19 protein-coding genes are annotated in these 16,952 nt (G+C 28.2%); 14 read left to right on the top strand and 5 right to left on the bottom strand.

Going from position 1 to position 16,952, the window contains the following annotated elements; genetic code table 11:
* Positions 1-445: 445 nt before the first annotated feature.
* Positions 446-928 carry a toxin-antitoxin system YwqK family antitoxin gene (locus FMAG_RS07240; RefSeq protein WP_005885490.1) on the bottom strand — a complete coding sequence of 161 codons (483 nt, stop codon included), beginning with the start codon at positions 926-928 and terminating at the stop codon, positions 446-448.
* Between the two features lie 145 nt (positions 929-1,073).
* Between FMAG_RS07240 and FMAG_RS07245 the strand changes: the two genes are divergently transcribed.
* The 4 genes from FMAG_RS07245 to FMAG_RS07260 all read left to right on the top strand — a co-directional run bounded on the left by FMAG_RS07245 (position 1,074) and on the right by FMAG_RS07260 (position 4,449).
* Entirely contained in the window at positions 1,074-1,316 is a 243-nt protein-coding gene (locus FMAG_RS07245) for a TIGR03905 family TSCPD domain-containing protein (RefSeq protein ID WP_005885492.1), read from the top strand.
* A 168-nt stretch (positions 1,317-1,484) separates the two neighbouring features.
* Complete coding sequence (locus FMAG_RS07250; RefSeq protein ID WP_005885494.1) at positions 1,485-2,996, top strand: ABC transporter substrate-binding protein; 1,512 nt, start codon at positions 1,485-1,487, stop codon at positions 2,994-2,996.
* 22 nt (positions 2,997-3,018) lie between these two features.
* A complete protein-coding gene (locus FMAG_RS07255) occupies positions 3,019-4,047 on the top strand; it encodes a M42 family metallopeptidase (protein WP_040493927.1) in 1,029 nt (342 codons plus the stop codon).
* Between the two features lie 15 nt (positions 4,048-4,062).
* Positions 4,063-4,449: a YybH family protein gene (locus tag FMAG_RS07260; protein ID WP_005885496.1), complete on the top strand. Its 387-nt coding sequence runs from the start codon at positions 4,063-4,065 to the stop codon at positions 4,447-4,449.
* A 110-nt stretch (positions 4,450-4,559) separates the two neighbouring features.
* On the opposite strand, the gene FMAG_RS07265 is transcribed toward FMAG_RS07260, so the two are convergent.
* The 3 genes from FMAG_RS07265 to FMAG_RS07275 are packed head-to-tail and all read right to left on the bottom strand — an operon-like array spanning position 4,560 to position 6,084.
* Positions 4,560-5,294: a toxin-antitoxin system YwqK family antitoxin gene (locus FMAG_RS07265; RefSeq protein WP_005885497.1), complete on the bottom strand. Its 735-nt coding sequence runs from the start codon at positions 5,292-5,294 to the stop codon at positions 4,560-4,562.
* 22 nt (positions 5,295-5,316) lie between these two features.
* Positions 5,317-5,541 (bottom strand): hypothetical protein, encoded by a 225-nt coding sequence (locus FMAG_RS07270; protein ID WP_005885498.1) that lies wholly within the window; start codon positions 5,539-5,541, stop codon positions 5,317-5,319.
* A 57-nt stretch (positions 5,542-5,598) separates the two neighbouring features.
* Positions 5,599-6,084, bottom strand: a complete 486-nt coding sequence (locus tag FMAG_RS07275) for an SGNH/GDSL hydrolase family protein (protein WP_005885500.1) — start codon at positions 6,082-6,084, stop codon at positions 5,599-5,601.
* Between the two features lie 177 nt (positions 6,085-6,261).
* On the opposite strand from FMAG_RS07275, the gene FMAG_RS07280 reads away from it, so the two are divergent.
* From FMAG_RS07280 to FMAG_RS07325, 10 genes are all read left to right on the top strand, one after another.
* Positions 6,262-7,047 carry a nitroreductase family protein gene (locus FMAG_RS07280; RefSeq protein WP_005885502.1) on the top strand — a complete coding sequence of 262 codons (786 nt, stop codon included), beginning with the start codon at positions 6,262-6,264 and terminating at the stop codon, positions 7,045-7,047.
* A gap of 8 nt (positions 7,048-7,055) precedes the next feature.
* On the top strand, positions 7,056-8,192 hold the full coding sequence (locus FMAG_RS07285) for an aminotransferase class V-fold PLP-dependent enzyme (protein ID WP_005885504.1): 1,137 nt from the start codon (positions 7,056-7,058) through the stop codon (positions 8,190-8,192).
* Between the two features lie 275 nt (positions 8,193-8,467).
* Positions 8,468-9,430, top strand: coding sequence for an AAA family ATPase (locus FMAG_RS07290; protein ID WP_005885506.1), 963 nt, complete (start codon positions 8,468-8,470; stop codon positions 9,428-9,430).
* A gap of 9 nt (positions 9,431-9,439) precedes the next feature.
* Complete coding sequence (locus FMAG_RS07295; protein WP_005885507.1) at positions 9,440-10,252, top strand: DUF58 domain-containing protein; 813 nt, start codon at positions 9,440-9,442, stop codon at positions 10,250-10,252.
* Positions 10,249-10,956, top strand: coding sequence for a hypothetical protein (locus tag FMAG_RS07300; protein ID WP_005885508.1), 708 nt, complete (start codon positions 10,249-10,251; stop codon positions 10,954-10,956). Before FMAG_RS07295 ends, FMAG_RS07300 begins: the two co-directional genes overlap by 4 nt.
* Positions 10,949-11,908, top strand: coding sequence for a vWA domain-containing protein (locus FMAG_RS07305; RefSeq protein WP_005885509.1), 960 nt, complete (start codon positions 10,949-10,951; stop codon positions 11,906-11,908). The genes FMAG_RS07300 and FMAG_RS07305 overlap by 8 nt, the downstream gene beginning before the upstream one ends.
* Positions 11,909-11,922: 14 nt before the next feature.
* Positions 11,923-12,891, top strand: coding sequence for a vWA domain-containing protein (locus FMAG_RS07310; protein WP_005885510.1), 969 nt, complete (start codon positions 11,923-11,925; stop codon positions 12,889-12,891).
* Positions 12,881-13,849 (top strand): hypothetical protein, encoded by a 969-nt coding sequence (locus FMAG_RS07315; RefSeq protein ID WP_005885511.1) that lies wholly within the window; start codon positions 12,881-12,883, stop codon positions 13,847-13,849. The genes FMAG_RS07310 and FMAG_RS07315 overlap by 11 nt, the downstream gene beginning before the upstream one ends.
* A complete protein-coding gene (locus FMAG_RS07320; RefSeq protein ID WP_050795443.1) occupies positions 13,776-15,494 on the top strand; it encodes a BatD family protein in 1,719 nt (572 codons plus the stop codon). The genes FMAG_RS07315 and FMAG_RS07320 overlap by 74 nt, the downstream gene beginning before the upstream one ends.
* Positions 15,484-15,675, top strand: a complete 192-nt coding sequence (locus tag FMAG_RS07325) for a DUF4250 domain-containing protein (protein WP_005885514.1) — start codon at positions 15,484-15,486, stop codon at positions 15,673-15,675. Before FMAG_RS07320 ends, FMAG_RS07325 begins: the two co-directional genes overlap by 11 nt.
* A 502-nt stretch (positions 15,676-16,177) precedes the next feature.
* Here the strand turns inward: FMAG_RS07325 and FMAG_RS07330 are convergent.
* Positions 16,178-16,951: a nucleotidyltransferase family protein gene (locus FMAG_RS07330; protein ID WP_005885517.1), complete on the bottom strand. Its 774-nt coding sequence runs from the start codon at positions 16,949-16,951 to the stop codon at positions 16,178-16,180.
* Position 16,952 lies beyond the last annotated feature (1 nt).

Below are 16,952 nucleotides of genomic sequence, written 5' to 3' on the forward strand. Positions count from 1 at the left end.
TAGTATAAATTTTAGTTATTTTAGTTCGTATAGCACGGACAGATTTTTGATTATAAAAAAACAGCCCTATTAGGCTGTCATTAACAATAAAATAAATTATTGCCTCTATATATAGTAATGGATATAACTATAATACTTGCCTAATATAATTTTTTGTATATGAAATTGAACTCATATTCATTTGTATGAGTGATATTATACATATGACAAATATTATATTAAGTGTAAACATAGTTCTTCCTCCTCTTTCTAATTATTAACTGCTCCCCCAAGCTGTTGAAAAGAGTATACTCCTAAATTAAAAAAAAATCAAGTGTAATTTTAAAAAATTTTTTTCTTTTTTAAAAATTACTTTTTAAAATTTCTAAAAAATAAAATAGTACCATTTTATTGATACTATTTGATTCTATATTTGAACAGTGTATGAAAATTTGATATTTAGTTTCTAATTAAATAAACTATTTATTTTCCCTTTTATTTTATCAGTATCAATTAAAAATTGCTTAACATCTTCAAGCTTTCCATTTTTATAAATCTCTGTTAATATCAATTTTTTATCTTCAGTATATCTGTTCCACTCTCCTTCTTTTTTACCATTAGAAAAACTTCCTGTGTATGCTACTTCTCCATTCTTATGATACTCATTATATACTCCTGTTGGAACTCCTCCTTGATATGTTATCTTTTCTTTTATTTGTCCATTTTCATAATAATAGATTTGCTCTCCATCAAATTTTCCCTCTTTAAATTTTTCAACTAGTTTATTTTGTCCATTTTCATATTTTCCTACTACCTTTCCTGTAAAAGGTTTATCTTCATTTATTGTATAAACTATTCCCTTTCTTACTTGTTTTTGAGAAATATCTATCTCTTTTCCACAACCAACTAATGTTAATAGAACAAATGTAGCTATTGCAATTTTTTTCATATTGTTATCCTCCCAGAAATTCTTTATATTTACTATTGTATCATACTTTTTCTGAAATACTTATGTAATTTTATACTACTTGTATTTTTCTATTTTTTTTAGTATAATATTTCCATGTAGAAAGAGATATGTATAGGAGGAAAAGATGAAATATTATAAAACTGAAAAAATATGTGCCAAAGAGATAGGAGTAGAGTTTGACGAGAATGGAAAAATCACTGAAATAGAATTCTGTGGTGGTTGTGATGGAAATACTCATGGACTTCAAAATCTTATCTTAGGGATGAATAAAGATGAAGTTATAAAAAAATTAGAAGGAATAGATTGTAGAGGAAGAGGAACTTCTTGTCCAGACCAATTAGCTAAAATTTTAAAATCATTATCATAATGTAAAAATATAAAGAGAATCAGTTTGCTTATTTTAAATTCAATTAAGTAAATTTTTCTCTTTTTTTATTATATATCTTTTGAAAAAGTTTTATATATTATATATATTTTTAAAAAATTACTTTCAATAGTAGTATATATATATCTTTTTTAAACTTGGAGGGATTTTATGAAAAAATTTGCTTTAATAATGCTAGGACTCTCTCTTTTTATCACAGGTTGCGGAGGAGAAAAGAAAGAGGAAAAAATTAATAACAATATCGTAGTTTCTCAAGGTTCTAAACCTAAAAGTCTAGACCCAAATATGTATAATGAGATACCAGCTCTAACTATAACAGAGCAAATATTTAATACCTTACTAAAAGTTGATGAAAATGGAAATATAGTTCCAGAGTTAGCAGAATCTTTTGAATATGTATCTCCTACAGAGCTAGTAATAAAAATAAGACAAGGGGTAAAATTCCATAATGGAGATACTCTTACATCTAAAGACGTAGCTTTTAGTATAAATAGAATGTTGGATAAACCAGCTAGTAGAGTTATGATAGATGCTATTACAAAAGTAGAAATAATAGATGATTATACAGTAAAATTAATTTTATCTGAGCCATCATCTCCATTACTATTTGGATTAGCTCATCCACTTACTGCTATCTTAAATGAGAAAGATACTATTGCTAAAAATGATGTGATTGCTACTGAACCAGTTGGAACTGGACCATACAAATTTGTTGAATGGGGAAGTGGAGAGAAAATCGAATTAGTAGCTTTTGATGATTATTTTGAAGGAAGACCAAAAATTGATAATCTAACTTATAGAGCTATCACTGAAAATAGTAGTAGATTAGCTGCTCTTGAAACAAGAGAGATAGATATAGCTTACAATATGGATGCAATAGATAGTGGAATGATTGAAAAAAATCCTGATTTACAACTTATATCTAAACCTACTACTTCAACAGAGTATATTACATTCAACAATACTAAAGCTCCTTTTGATAATAAGGATTTTAGAAAAGCTGTAAACTATGCTCTTGATAAACAAAGTATGTCAGATTCTATATTTATGGGAAAAGCTATCCCAGCTAACTCAATAGTAAACCCTAATGTATTTGGACATTCTGATAGTGTAGAAGGTTACCCATACAATAAAGAAAAAGCAATAGAGTACTTAAAGAAATCTGGAATTCAAAATCCATCATTTACTCTATTTGTAAACGATAATACTACTAGACTTCAATTAGCTCAAATTATTCAAGCTAATTTAAAAGAGATTGGAATAGATATGAAAATAGAAACCCTTGAGTGGGGAACTTATTTACAAAAAACTGCTCAAGGAGAGCATCAAGCTTTACTAGGTGGTTGGGTATCTGGTACTTCAGATGCTGATATAGTTTTCTTCCCATTATTACATAGTTCATCTCATGGTGGAGCTGGAAATAGAGCTTTCTATACTAATAAAGAGTTAGATAAAGTTATAGAGGAAGCTCGTCTTACTTCTGATTCTGCTGAAAGAAAAGCACTATTCTTCAAAGGACAAGAAATTTTACAAGAAGATGCTCCTTTTGGACTTCTTTTATATAAAAATGAAAATATTGGTCTTAACAAAAGAGTTAAAGGATTTAAATACGATGCCACAACAATGCATAATTTAAAAGATTTATATATAGAAAACAAATAAAAAGGAAGTGGAAAATATGGATATTAACTTAGATGTTGAGTATGTACTTGATATGGCTATGGAGCTTCTAAACATTCCTAGTCCTGTTGGATATACTGACGATGCTATGGAAAGAATAGGAGTGGAATTAGATGAATTAAAAGTTCCATACAGTCTAACTAGAAAAGGAGCTATCCTAGCATACCTTGATGGAGAAGATAACAATTACAAAAAAATGATTTCTGCCCATGTAGATACTTTAGGAGCTATGGTTAAAAAAATTAAACCAAATGGAAGATTAGAGTTAGTAAACCTTGGTGGAGTAAACTGGGGAGGAGTAGAAGGAGAAAATTGTTTAGTTCATACTCTTGATGGAGATGCTATCGAAGGAACAATAGTTCCAGTAAAAAGCTCTGTACATATTTATGGAGATGAAGCTAGAGAGATGTCAAGAAACGCTTCTACTATGGAAATCAGATTAGATGAAGAAGTTTACAATAAAGAAGATGCTGAACAACTAGGAATAAGAGTTGGAGATTTTGTATCTTTTGACCCACGTACTGTAATTACAGAGAGTGGTTATATTAAATCAAGATTTATTGATGATAAAATTTGTATAGCTCAAGTTTTAGGATATATCAAATATTTAAAAGATAATAATCTAAAACCTAAAAATGGATTATATATCTATATATCTAACTATGAAGAGATTGGACATGGAGTTTCTGTAATACCTGATGATATGGACGAGTTTATAGCTTTAGATATTGGACTTGTTGGAGCAGATGCTTATGGAGATGAGAAAAAAGTAAGTATAGCAGCTAAAGATTTTAAAACTCCATATGATTTAAGTGTAAGACTTGGACTTATGGAAGCAGCTGAATTAAATAATATCGGATATACTGTTGATGTATATAATAGATATGGTTCAGATGCTAGTGCTGCTCTTTTACAAGGATTTGATTTTAAATGTGGATGTATTGGACCAAGTGTAGAATCTTCACATCACTATGAGAGAACTCATATAGAGGGAGTAATTGAAACTATAAAATTACTAATTGCTTATTTATAGAGGAGTTGATTTTATATGAATAAAGAAATAAAAGAATTAATCCATCAAGCAGACTTAGCTATAAAAGAAGAAAGATTCGATGATTTATTAAACTTTTATACAGACGATGCAATTTTAATAGTAAAGCCAGGTATGGAAGTACAGGGAAAAGAAAATATAAAAAAAGCTTTTATTAGAATAGCTGAATATTTTAAAAATAGTATTGTTCCTACTCAAGGGAAAATGTTATGCATAGAAACTGGAGATACAGCCTTAATATTATCTCAAACTTTTCTCGATGCTATTAATAAAGAAACTTCTGAATACAGTATGGAAAGAAGAGCTACTTATATTTTTAGAAAGATAAATGGAAAATGGTTATGTGCAATAGATAATTCCTATGGAACATCACTATTAGATTAAATAATAAATTTTTTAATTAGAATAAATTATAAATAAAAAAGGAAAAAACTTACTATATAATATTTAAACTCATTATAGTAATTTTTTCCTTTTAATATTGTTAAATTAATTTATTTCTTCACTTTACCATCTTTAAAAGAAACAGTTCCTAAAAGTTTTCCATTTTCATAGAACATACTCCAATCTCCATTCATCTGTCCCTCTTTAAAATTTCCCAAAGCATTAATTATTCCATTTTCATAATATCTTACATATTTCCCATTTTTTATCTGTTTCTTATACTCTTCACGGATTTTTACCTCTCCATTTTCATAATAATAGACAGCTTCTCCCTCTAATAAACCATTTATAAAATACTCATTAACTTTTATATCTCCACTTTCATAGTAAGAAATATACTCTCCATGTAGCATATTATCTTTAAAAGATATTATCTCCATAATTTTTCCACTAGGATAATAATTAATTTTTTTCCCATTAAGCTTTCCATCTATAAAATATCCTCTAGATTTTATAGCTCCATCTTCGTAATATTTTACCCATTCTCCATTTATTCTATCATCTTTAAAAACCATAGATTCTTTCATTTGTCCATTTTCATAGTATTGAATAGAATCTCCATTAAGTCTTCCATTAATAAAATCATTAGATTCTTTTAGTTGCCCATTTTCATAGTATTTTAAATTTGTTCCCTCTTTTATCCCCAAAACAAAAGGTTCTTTTTCTTTTAATTGTCCATTTTTATATCTAAAATTAATTATTCCAGAGAAAGCTTCTCTCTCCCCTATGATATAAACAAGACCATTTACCATCTGTTTTCTATAAAATTCTTCCTCTCTTACCATAAAAGCCCTCTCTTCTCACATATTATTTATCTTTATCTGTTTCTTCATCTTTTTTTATTCTTTTAAGAAATATATTCTTAGCTTTCATTATTAACACCATAAATATAAAATAGTGTATAAACCTCATCTCTTCAAAAGATTTTCCAAAGTACTTGTCACAAATAAAAATAAACCCTATCCATACTATTAATATTCCTATTAACATTATTACGAGCTTACTCCACTCTTTCCAAAAATTATTTTCCATAGTTAATCTCCTAGATGTTTTTATTTATTATATCACAATAATTTTTATTGTACAAAATTATTTTATCTCTTGTAGCCTTTTGTCCAAAATTTTATTAAAAATTTCATATCCTTTGTGATTAAGATGGATTCCATCTGTTGTATATACTCTTTTCATTTCTAAATTTTCATCTATAAAATATTGATAAAGATTTAAAAATTCATTTGGATAACTGTTTTTTAACCAATTATTAAAATCTTCTACTTTTATATTTATATACTTTCTATCTGTTGGGAGTAAAGAGATTACTATAAGTTTTTTTACTCTATTTCTTAATTCGTTTACAATCTTTATATAATATTCCTTTGATTTTTCAAAATCCATATTAGTAAAAAAGTCATTTACTCCTACTAGAAGGATTCCAATATCTCCAAAAATATCTTTATTTGCCTCTAATAACCAAAAAACATCTCTGCTCCTATACCCATTTTTTCCATAATTTTCATATGGGGAATTATAGTTCCAATCTATCAAACTATCTCCAAGCATAATTATTTTGTTCATAAAATTCCACCTCTAATATTTGTATATATAGTTAATTATATCATAAGATACTAAAGAGGTAAAAATTTTTTTAAATTTTAATAATATTTATAACATATTAATTATAGGACTATAAATACTATTTACTATTTTCAACCTTTGTGATAAACTAAAATTGTAAAGTAAGGAGGTTGTTTTATGGTTAAAATAGATTTAGATAAATGTATAAAATGTAAATCATGTATTAGAGATTGTTTTCCAGAAAATATTATCCTTCAAAATGATGAGATTTCAATAAAAGGTCCTTGTATGATGTGTGGGCATTGTGTAGCTATCTGTCCTACAAAGGCGATTTCTTTTGAGGGGTATGAAGATAGTGAGGAGTTAAAAAATTTAAACTACAATATTGAAGCTGATACTACTTTTTTAAATTTTGTTAAAGCTAGAAGAAGTATTAGACACTTTAAAGAGAAAAAAATAGAAAAAGAGAGAATAGAAAAATTGCTTGAAGTTGGACGTTTTAGTCCTACTGGAGCTAATGTGCAAGATGTAAATTATTTTGTTATCCAAGATGAGTTAGAAAAATTTAAAGAACCTATCTGGGAAGGGCTTAATAATTTTACAAATTCTGATATAAATAGCCTAGTACTAAAAAGATATAAAGATAGATTTATAAATATGTATGAGAATAGATTCAATGATGATAAACTTTTCTTTAAAGCTCCTATGTTATTAGTAATCACTAGTTCCTCTAAAATTAATGGAATACTTGCTGCTGATAAAATCGAATTAATGGCAAATATGATGGGGCTTGGTGTCCTTTTCAGTGGATTTATAGAGATGGCTATCAATCATAGTGAAGAGTTAATAAAAAAATTTAGATTGAAGAGAAATGTTACTTGTGCTTGTATGTTGATAGGTTATCCAGATATCTCTTATAAATGTACAGCCCCAAGAAAAAATATCAATGTGGAATGGTTATAGGAGGAAAAATGATTTATTTTGATAACGCAGCTACTACGTTACATAAACCACAAGAAGTAATAGAGGCTGTAATAAAAGCTATGTCATCTATGGGAAATGCTGGCAGAGGAAATACTTCTGCTTCTATGGAAGCTACTCATACAGTTTTTGATACTAGAGAAAACCTTGCTAAATTTTTTAATATAAAAGATTCTAGTAGAATAGCTTTTACTTGCAACTCTACTGAAGCTTTAAATATAGCTATAAAAGGGATATTTAAAAATGGAGATAATGTAATTACAACTATGTTAGAGCATAACTCTGTACTCCGTCCTCTATATGAAATGGAAGAAAAAGGAGTGCAGCTTTCTTTTGTAAAAGCTGATAAACTAGGAAATATATCCTATGAAGAGATGGAGAGCCTTATAAAAAATAATACTAAGGCTATAATTTGTACACATGGTTCTAACCTCACTGGAAATCTTATAGATATTAAAAGAGTAGGTGAGATTTGTAAAAGATATAATTTACTATTCATAGTTGATGCCTCTCAAACAGCTGGAGTATTTCCTATTGATGTAGAGGATATGAATATAGATGTACTTTGTTTTACTGGACATAAAAGTTTACTTGGACCTCAAGGAACAGGAGGGATATTTGTAAGAGAGGGTGTTGAGATTAAGCCACTAAAATCTGGTGGTACTGGTATTCTCACTTATAGTAAAAGTCAACCTCAAATTATGCCAACTTATCTTGAAGCTGGAACTTTAAATGGACATGGTATAGCTGGACTCAATGCTGGAATAGAATTTATAAATAAGATAGGTATGAATAAAATCAGAGAGAAAGAAGACTCTCTTATGTGGAGATTTTATAATGGAGTAAAAAATCTTCCTCATATAAAAATATATGGAGATTTCTCTAAAAAAGAGAGATGTCCCATTGTAACTCTTAATATTGGGGAGTATGACTCTGGAGATATAGCTGAAGAGTTGCTTAATTTTGGTATCTCTACTAGAGCAGGGGGACACTGTGCACCTCTTATGCATGAGGCTCTAGGTACTGTGGAACAAGGGGCAGTAAGATTTAGCTTTGGGTACTTCAATACTGAAGAGGAAGTAGACAAAGTTATTGAAATTTTAAAAAATATTATTAATGAAATATAAAATTAAAACTCAAGAATAACGAAGATTGAAAAGAATAAATAGAGCAAGTCAGTGAAAGTGAGTGCTAAAAAATACAACTGTTTGAGGCAAAGCCGACTTTTGTATTTTTAACGAACTAAGCTATACTTGCTCTTTATTCTTTGAACGAAAGTTATTCTTGAATTTATAATTATCTATACTTAAATAAAAAGAAAATTTTATAACTATTTTCTAATTTCTTTCGTCTAATATTATTGTTAAAATAGATTAAAACTTTTTTATATAAGGAGGCAACTATGGAAAACTTAAAAGAAAAAATTGAGATTGAAAGAGGAAATATCCTCAAACTAGAAAAGGAGATACAGAAAAAAATTGTAGGACAAGATGATATGGTAAGAAAAATCTTAATAGGAATACTTACTGGAAACCATATCTTATTGGAAGGATTACCTGGACTTGCAAAATCTTTAACTGTAAATACTTTAGCTCAAACTCTTGGATTAAAATTTTCAAGAATACAGTTTACTCCTGATTTATTACCTAGTGATATTATAGGTACTGAGATTTACAATGAAAAGACAGGGGAGTTTTATACTAAAAAAGGTCCAATATTTGCAAATATAATCTTAGCAGATGAGATAAATAGAGCCCCAGCTAAAGTTCAATCTGCACTATTAGAAGCTATGCAAGAAAAACAGATTACAATAGCTAATGAAACTTTTAAACTAGATAAACCCTTTATAGTATTAGCTACTCAAAACCCAATAGAGCAAGATGGAACTTATCCATTACCTGAAGCTCAACAAGATAGATTTCTTATGAAAGTAAAAATAGAGTATCCTACTAAGGAAGAGGAAAAAAATATTTTAAAACTTTTAACATCTACAACTGATTTTGATTCTATTGAGATAGAGGAAGTATTAAACAAAGATAAGATAGAAGAGTTAAAGAAACTTATAAAAGAGATACACATTGATGAAAAACTTATGGATTATATCTTAGATATAATATTTAAAACTAGAGAAAGTAATCAATATATAAGCTGTGGAGCTTCTCCAAGAGCTTCTATTGCCCTTGTTGTTTCTGCTAAAGCCAATGCTTTTTTAGAGGGAAGAGATTTTGTCATACCTCAAGATATTAAAAAAGTTATCTTTGATGTATTACGTCATAGAATTATCTTAACTTATGAAGCAGAAGCAGAGGGAAAAGATGTAGAAGATATAATTACTGATATAATGGAAGGGGTAGAACTTCCATAGGAGGTAACAATGAACAAAGAAGAGATACTTAAAAAGATAAAAAAAATAGAGATAGCCTCTTCTCTCCTTGCTAATGAAATTTTTTCTGGAAATTATCGTTCTTATTTTAAGGGAAACGGAATGGAATTTTCTGATATAAGAAGATATGCTCCTGGAGATGATGTAAAAAAAATAGATTGGAAAGTAAGTGCTAGACAGAGAAAAACATATGTAAAGGAGTTTACAGAGGAAAGAGAGATGAGCATATATCTTTTAATTGATATTTCTTCATCTAATAACTTTCCTGCTAAGCAAGATTTAATCTCTCAATTAGTTGGAAGTTTAGCTTTCAGTGCTATAAAAAACAATGATAAAGTAGGAGCTATATTTTTTAGTGATGATATAGAAAAGGTAATACCTCTGAAAAAGGGAAAAAAACAGGGACTTATTATCCTTGATAATTTTCTATCTATCACACCTAAAGGAAAAGGAACTGATATCTCAAAAGTTCTTTACTCATTTAATAAAATCTCTAAGCAAAGAGCTATTGTATTTTTAATAAGTGACTTTATAGATGAAAATTATGAGAAAGCTATGAAATTGGTAAGTCAAAAACATGATTTGATACCATTGAGAATAGCTGATAGAAAATTTGAAACTCTACCTAAAGGTGCTATTTTTACAATGAGTGATGCTGAAACAGGTGAGGAGATAGTTATAGAGAATTTTGATAGAAATTATCATATTGAAGAGGAGTTACCTAAAAATATTTTAACTCTCTACACTGATGAGAACTATATAATAAAGTTGGCTAATTACTTTAAAAGGAGGAGGAGAGTATGAAAAAAATAATGATATTTCTTTTAATCTCATCACTCCTTTTAGCTAAGGATATAAATGTTGGAGATTTAGTAAAGGTAAAGATAACAGGAATTGAAAAAGAAAAAATAGTTGAGGGATTTAGAAAATCTAATTTAGAATTAGAAAATATAGAGAAATCTGAAAATGGATATATTCTCTCTATAAGAGGGTATAAAGTAGGAGAGAATAGCTTAGTATTAGGAGATAAAAAATTGACTCTCAATATTAAATCTGTATTAGAAGAAAATGATAAGGAAATCTCTCCACATTTAAGTGATAACAGTGATACTATTCTTTATAAAGAAAAATTTCCATATACCTTTATAGTAGGAATCATTTTAGGAGTTGTATCTCTACTCTATCTAGTTAAAGGAGTAAAATTTAAAAAGAAAGAGAAATATATCTCTCCAGAAGAGAAATTTGAAAAGAGAGTTGCTAGTATCAACAATGAAACTTGGGACTTTGATTTAAGTATGGCAATTAGAGAGTATATTGACAGTAGATATCAAACTCACTTTATAAATGGTAATTATGAAGTTGTAGGTATGATAGATAGTGAAGATATAAAATTTATAAATAATCTTGATAGATATAAATTTTCTAAGGATAGTAGAGATTTAAAAGAGGAAACTTTAAAAAGAGTTAGAGAAATTTTTGAAAAAGTAAGGGGGGATAAAAATGTTTAAATTTGCCTCTCCATATTTTTTACTTCTTATTCCCATTATTATATATCTATTTTTTAGAAAACAAAAGGTAAAGGGAATAAAAATTCCAGGTATAAAACCTCTTAAAGAGTTTAGATTGAAGAGTAAAAAATATCTAATTGGAAAAATACTTATTCTATTTTCTTTAATACTTATGTGTATTGCTTTGGCTCGTCCACAAATCATATCTGAAAATAAAATTATAAAAAAAGAAGGAATAGATATAGTAGTAGCTTTAGATTTATCTCAATCTATGTTACAGAGAGATTTCAAACCTAACAGATTGGAAACAGCTAAAAAACTTTTAGAGGAGTTTATAGATAAAAGAATCAATGATAGAATATCACTTGTTGTATTTGGTGGAGATGCTTATACAAAAGTTCCTCTCACATTTGACCACAATGTAGTAAAAGATATTACTTCTAAACTGACAACAGATGATATCACTAGTAACAATAGAACAGCTATTGGTATGGGGCTTGGAGTTTCTTTAAATAGATTAAAGGACTCTGAAGCAAAATCTAAAGTTATAATACTTATGACAGATGGAGAGAATAACTCTGGAGAGATGAGCCCTATGGGAGCTAGTGAGATTGCAAAAGAATTAGGAATAAAAATCTATACTATCGGTATTGGAGCTAGAGAGATACAGATACGTGTGCCTTTTGGACATACCACTGTTAAAAACACTGAGCTTGATGAAAATCTTTTGAAAAATATTGCCTCTACAACAGGAGGAGAGTATTTTAGAGCTGGAAGTGAAAAGGAGTTTCAAGAGATTTTTAACAGAATAGATAGTTTAGAAAAAACTAAGATAGATGGAAGAAGCTATTATGAAAAAGACGAGTTATATGAAAATATTTTAAAAATTGCTCTTCTACTTCTAGTAATAGGTGCTTTTTTTGAATATAAAAAATATATCAAAATACCATAAGAAGAGGTGAAACAATGGAATTTGGAAATCTACAAAACTCTATATATCTTATCTTTCCTCTTATTCTCCTCTTAATTATGATTTTGGGTATGAGAAAAAGAAAAGATATATTAAATATTTTAAAATTAAGAAATAAAAGACGTATAAGTATAATAAAAATTTTATTGCTGACATTAGGAAGTGTATTAGTTGTAATCTCTCTATTATCTCCCCAAAAAGAGATAGAAGATGAAGAGATAGAAGTAAAGGGAATGAATATCTATGTTCTTATAGATACATCTCGTTCTATGCTTACAGAAGATGTCTATCCCAATAGATTGGAAGCTGGAAAGAGAGTCCTTACCAATCTTATTCAATCTCTAAAAGGAGATAGAGTAGGATTTATTCCTTTCTCTGATAGTGCATATATACAGATGCCTCTTACTGATGATTACAATATTACTCAAAACTACATAAATGCCATAGATACTACTCTAATATCTGGTGGTGGAACAGAATTATACCAAGCTTTAGAGTTGGCAGAAAAATCTTTTAAAGAGATAGGTAGTGAAAATAAAACAGTTATAGTTATCTCTGATGGAGGAGATTTTGATAAGAAATCCCTTGATTTTGTAAAAGAGAATAAGATAGATGTTTATTCTATTGGTGTTGGTACTAAGGAGGGAAATGTTATTCCAGAGTATCTCAATGGAGTAAAGAGAGGATTTATTAAAGATGAGAGTGGTTCTGCTGTTATCAGTAAGCTTAACTCTGATTTTTTACAAAAAATATCTAATGAAAATAATGGTAAATACTATGAAGTAAATAACTTAGTTGATACCTCTAAAAATTTTGTAAATGATACTATAAATTTAGAAAGAAAAAATCAAAGAAATGAAAAAACTAAAAACTATGAAAAATATTTTCAATATCTTCTAGCTCTAGGTATATTATTTATATTAATTGGGTATCTATTAAAAGAGGTGATAAAAGATGAGGAATAAAATAGTTGCTACAATATTTCTAGTTGCCTCTATAATATTAGTTATAAAATCTCTTAATCCCTTAAAAATCTATAACTTTGTAGAAAAGGGAAATAGTTTTATCAAAGAGGAAAAATACTCTAATGGAAGAGAGGAGTACAAAAAAGCTCTTAAACTAAGAGAAAATAATCAAATAAAATTAAATGTTTTAAAATCTTTCTACAGTGAAAAAAACTACGAGGAAGTTACTAAATCAGATGTGGAAGAGGGATTTTTAAAAGGAAACTCCTATGTTTATTTAGGGGATAACTCTCAAGATAAAAACAAAGAGTTTTATGAGAAAGCCTTAGAAGAGTATAAATTAGCTATGAAAACTTCTGATGATATAAATATTAAGAAAAACTATGAGCTTACTTTAAAAAAGCTTGAAGATATGAGTAATCAACAAAACCAAGATAATCAACAAAATCAAGAGGATAAACAAGAGAAACAGAATAAAGAAAATCAAAATAATAATAATCAAAATCAACAAAATAACTCTCAAGAAAATCCTGAGCAAAATCAAAACAGTAAAGATAATAACAACTCTCAAAATCAAGAAGATAAAAGTTCTCAAAGTAATGAAAAAAATCAATCTTCTAATAATAAAGAGCAAGAGAAAAAAGAAAACAGCTCTCAAGAAAAACAGAATAATGAGAAGGAGCAAGAATCTAATTCTCAACCAAATGAGCAAAATAATAAACAAAATGAGGACAATACTCAAGAGAATGAAAATCAAAATGAGTCCTCAGATAAAAAAGAGAACAACCAAAACTCCAATACTGCTCCTCAAAATATGAAAGAACCAAGTCAAGAGGAGATAAGAGAGCAAGAAGTGAGAGCTATTCTAAAAAGATTAGAGGGAAATGAAAAACAATCTTTTAAAAATAATGAGAGAGTTATGGATATCAATAGCAATAATCCATCAAACAGATGGTAAAGGAGATAAAAAGATGAAAAAAATAGTTGCTACTCTTTTTCTTATGACATCTTTTCTATCTTTAGCTGATATAATATTGGATTCTTCTAATACTAAACCAGCTATTAATGAACCATTTAATATACAGGTAAAATTTATAAATGAAGATAAAAAAGATTATAAGATAGAGGGAATTGAAAATCTACAAATTCTATCAAAGGGAACACAAAGCAAATATTCCTATATCAATGGGGAGAAAACTAGTGAAAAAATTGATAGTTATACAGTAATGGCTAATGAAATTAAAACTTTCCCTTTAAGTGTAAGTATCACAGGAAAAAATGAAAAATCAAATACTTTAAATATAGAGGTACAAAAAGAAAGTGTACAAAATATATCTGATGATATGTCAGTAGAAACTTCTATTAAAAATGGAGATAGCTTCTACTTTGGAGAAAAAATTATATATAAAGAAAACTTTTTAACAACTGTAAATATAAATTCAGTAGGATATAGTAGAGTACCTCAATTTAATGATTTTTCAGAAAAGGATATCAGTCCTGTTATTACAAAGGGAGGGTATGAACAATCATATTTTAGAGCTCCATCTGGTAAACAAGGTCTAAAATTAGGAATTTATAGAGGAATACTACAACCTAATTCCTCTGGAGAAAAAACTATTAAATCCGGACAAATGGCAGTTACTCAAAGCACTGGAAGAAGAGATTTTTTCTTTGAGGAAACTACAGCACCTAAATACTTTGGTGGAAACAATATAAAAATAAATATTCTTCCTCTTCCAACTGATAAACCTATGGGATTTCAAAATATAGTTGGAACTCCTAAAATAGATTACTCTTGGAATAGTGATAATATAAGCTTTGGTCAATCTATAGTATTAAATGTTAAAATATTTGGAGATGCTAACTTAGACTCATTAGAAAAAGTTATAACTACTCAATTTAATGATTTTAATATTTTTGAAAGCTTGAAATCTACAGATGAAAAAGTAGAAAATGGAAAATATTATGCTGAAAAAACTTTCGAAGTAGCTCTTATCCCTAAAAAAAGTGGAGAGCTTACTACTCCAGAGATTAAAATCCCATATTTTAATACTAAAGAGAAAAAATATGATTTTTTAATTATCACACCTAAAAAAATAGTTGTCAATGGAAATGGAAGTATTTCTACTACACAACCAACTCCAACTACACCTACTATCTCTAATACTACTAATAACACTATTTCAAATACTACTCAACCTTTAGAAGAGATTAAAATAGATAGTATTGGTGTGGAGGAAAAGAGTCAAAGTAAAAATAATAACCTATTAATTATAGAACTTATTACTTTGGTAATTGTTGAAGGAATAGTTATAGTATATCTTCTTACCAAAAAAGATAAAAAATCATCTTTAGATGATATTAACGCTCTAAAATCTGCTAAAGATGATAAAGAATTTTATGAAGCTTATTGCCATTTTATGAAGAGAAAATATAATTTTAGTCCTAAGGTACATCTTGAAGATAGGCTAGTTAAACTTGGATTTTCTAATGATTTTATAGAATTAAATAGAGAGCTAGAAAGTGCTTATTACAATAATACACCAATAGATAGAAAAGATATAATTAGAAGAATAAAAAAGGAGCTAAGAAATGAAAAATAAATACTTAATGATGGATATTAATATAGCATACAGCATGTTAAATATGAGGTTGAGAGATAAATACTCCTCTCTTTCCGAACTATGTGATGATGAGGATATAGATATGGAGGAACTATTAGAAAGAATGTTATCAAAGGGATATAGGTATGATGAAGATAACAATCAATTTTGCTGTTTATAAAATAAATAGGGGCTGTTGCAAACTCTTAAATTGAAATCAAAAAATAAAAATATTTAAAAATACAAAAGGAAAAAAGTTTACTTCCAATCGCTAGTGCTTATGCAATGCTCATTACAGTAAATTTTTTTCCTTTTCCTTTACTCCTCTTATATCACGATTTCAATTTAAGAAATTTACTAGGAGAGAAAATAACATTCAAGAATGACGAAGATTGAGGAGAATAAATAGAGCAAAGCAATGAAATCGAACGCTAAAAAAACTGTTTGAGTGAAACGAGTTTTCCAATAGTAGAGGAGTTTTAACGACTACTACTATTGAGATACAGAAATTTATTTTCTGTGTTACATTAAGGAAACACTGAAAGCTTTGCTTTCTGTGTCTCAAAATTCTTAAAGAGCTAAAGCTCTTAGAATTTTGGAAGCCTACTTGCTCTTTATTCTTTGAACGAAAGTCATTCTTGAATTATTTATATTTACTTTAATTTCTTAAATTACAACAACCCTTATTTAAATTTTGTGTCTAACTCTCTATTATCAACACTTTCCTCAGGTTTCAAAGTAAAATGAGATTTCATATTTTTTATAAATGTTCCCATCTCATCAGCACTTCCAACTATTCTGTTAAAAATTGCTAAATACTCAGTTATTACAGGATTATCAACATCATATGGATATCTCATCAAATGGTCTATCTCACTCCAAGCCTCTTCAAAAACTGTTCTCACTTGAATTTCTACTAGAATTTCATCTTTCTTAGTTACAGGTACTCCTATCAAATAGTGCACAGAACGATATCCATGATCTCTCACTATTATCTCGCAATTCATTTCAGAGATACTCTCTTGAAGTTGAATTACATTGTAATCCCCACGTCTAATATTTATTTGTGGAGTTTCTCTTATCTCCCATAGTCCCATTATTTCATGGTGTATATCTTTCCAATCATCTTTAAAAAGATGTAAAACTCTAATTCCTATTAAGTCAGTTACAATCTCTTTGTATGTTTCTAAAGATATTCCCCTATCAACATATTTTCTCCCTTTTCTAATTATTTTTTCTATAAGATGTTTTGGTTTTTTTACTCTTCTTCTTACAGAGTGAACACTCGGAACATCTATCAGCTTAGATACAATATACTCAGCTTCCTTTTCAAGTTGAGGAACTAATGCAACATAGTTATCATAAATCTTAACAAGTTCGTCCCAGATAAGTCCAGTTGATTCAAAATACTCCTTATCTATTGAAAACTCTTTAAAAAACTGCTCTTTATCTAACATG

Origin of the sequence: Fusobacterium mortiferum ATCC 9817, assembly GCF_000158195.2 — a bacterium.
Lineage (GTDB): Bacteria > Fusobacteriota > Fusobacteriia > Fusobacteriales > Fusobacteriaceae > Fusobacterium_A > Fusobacterium_A mortiferum.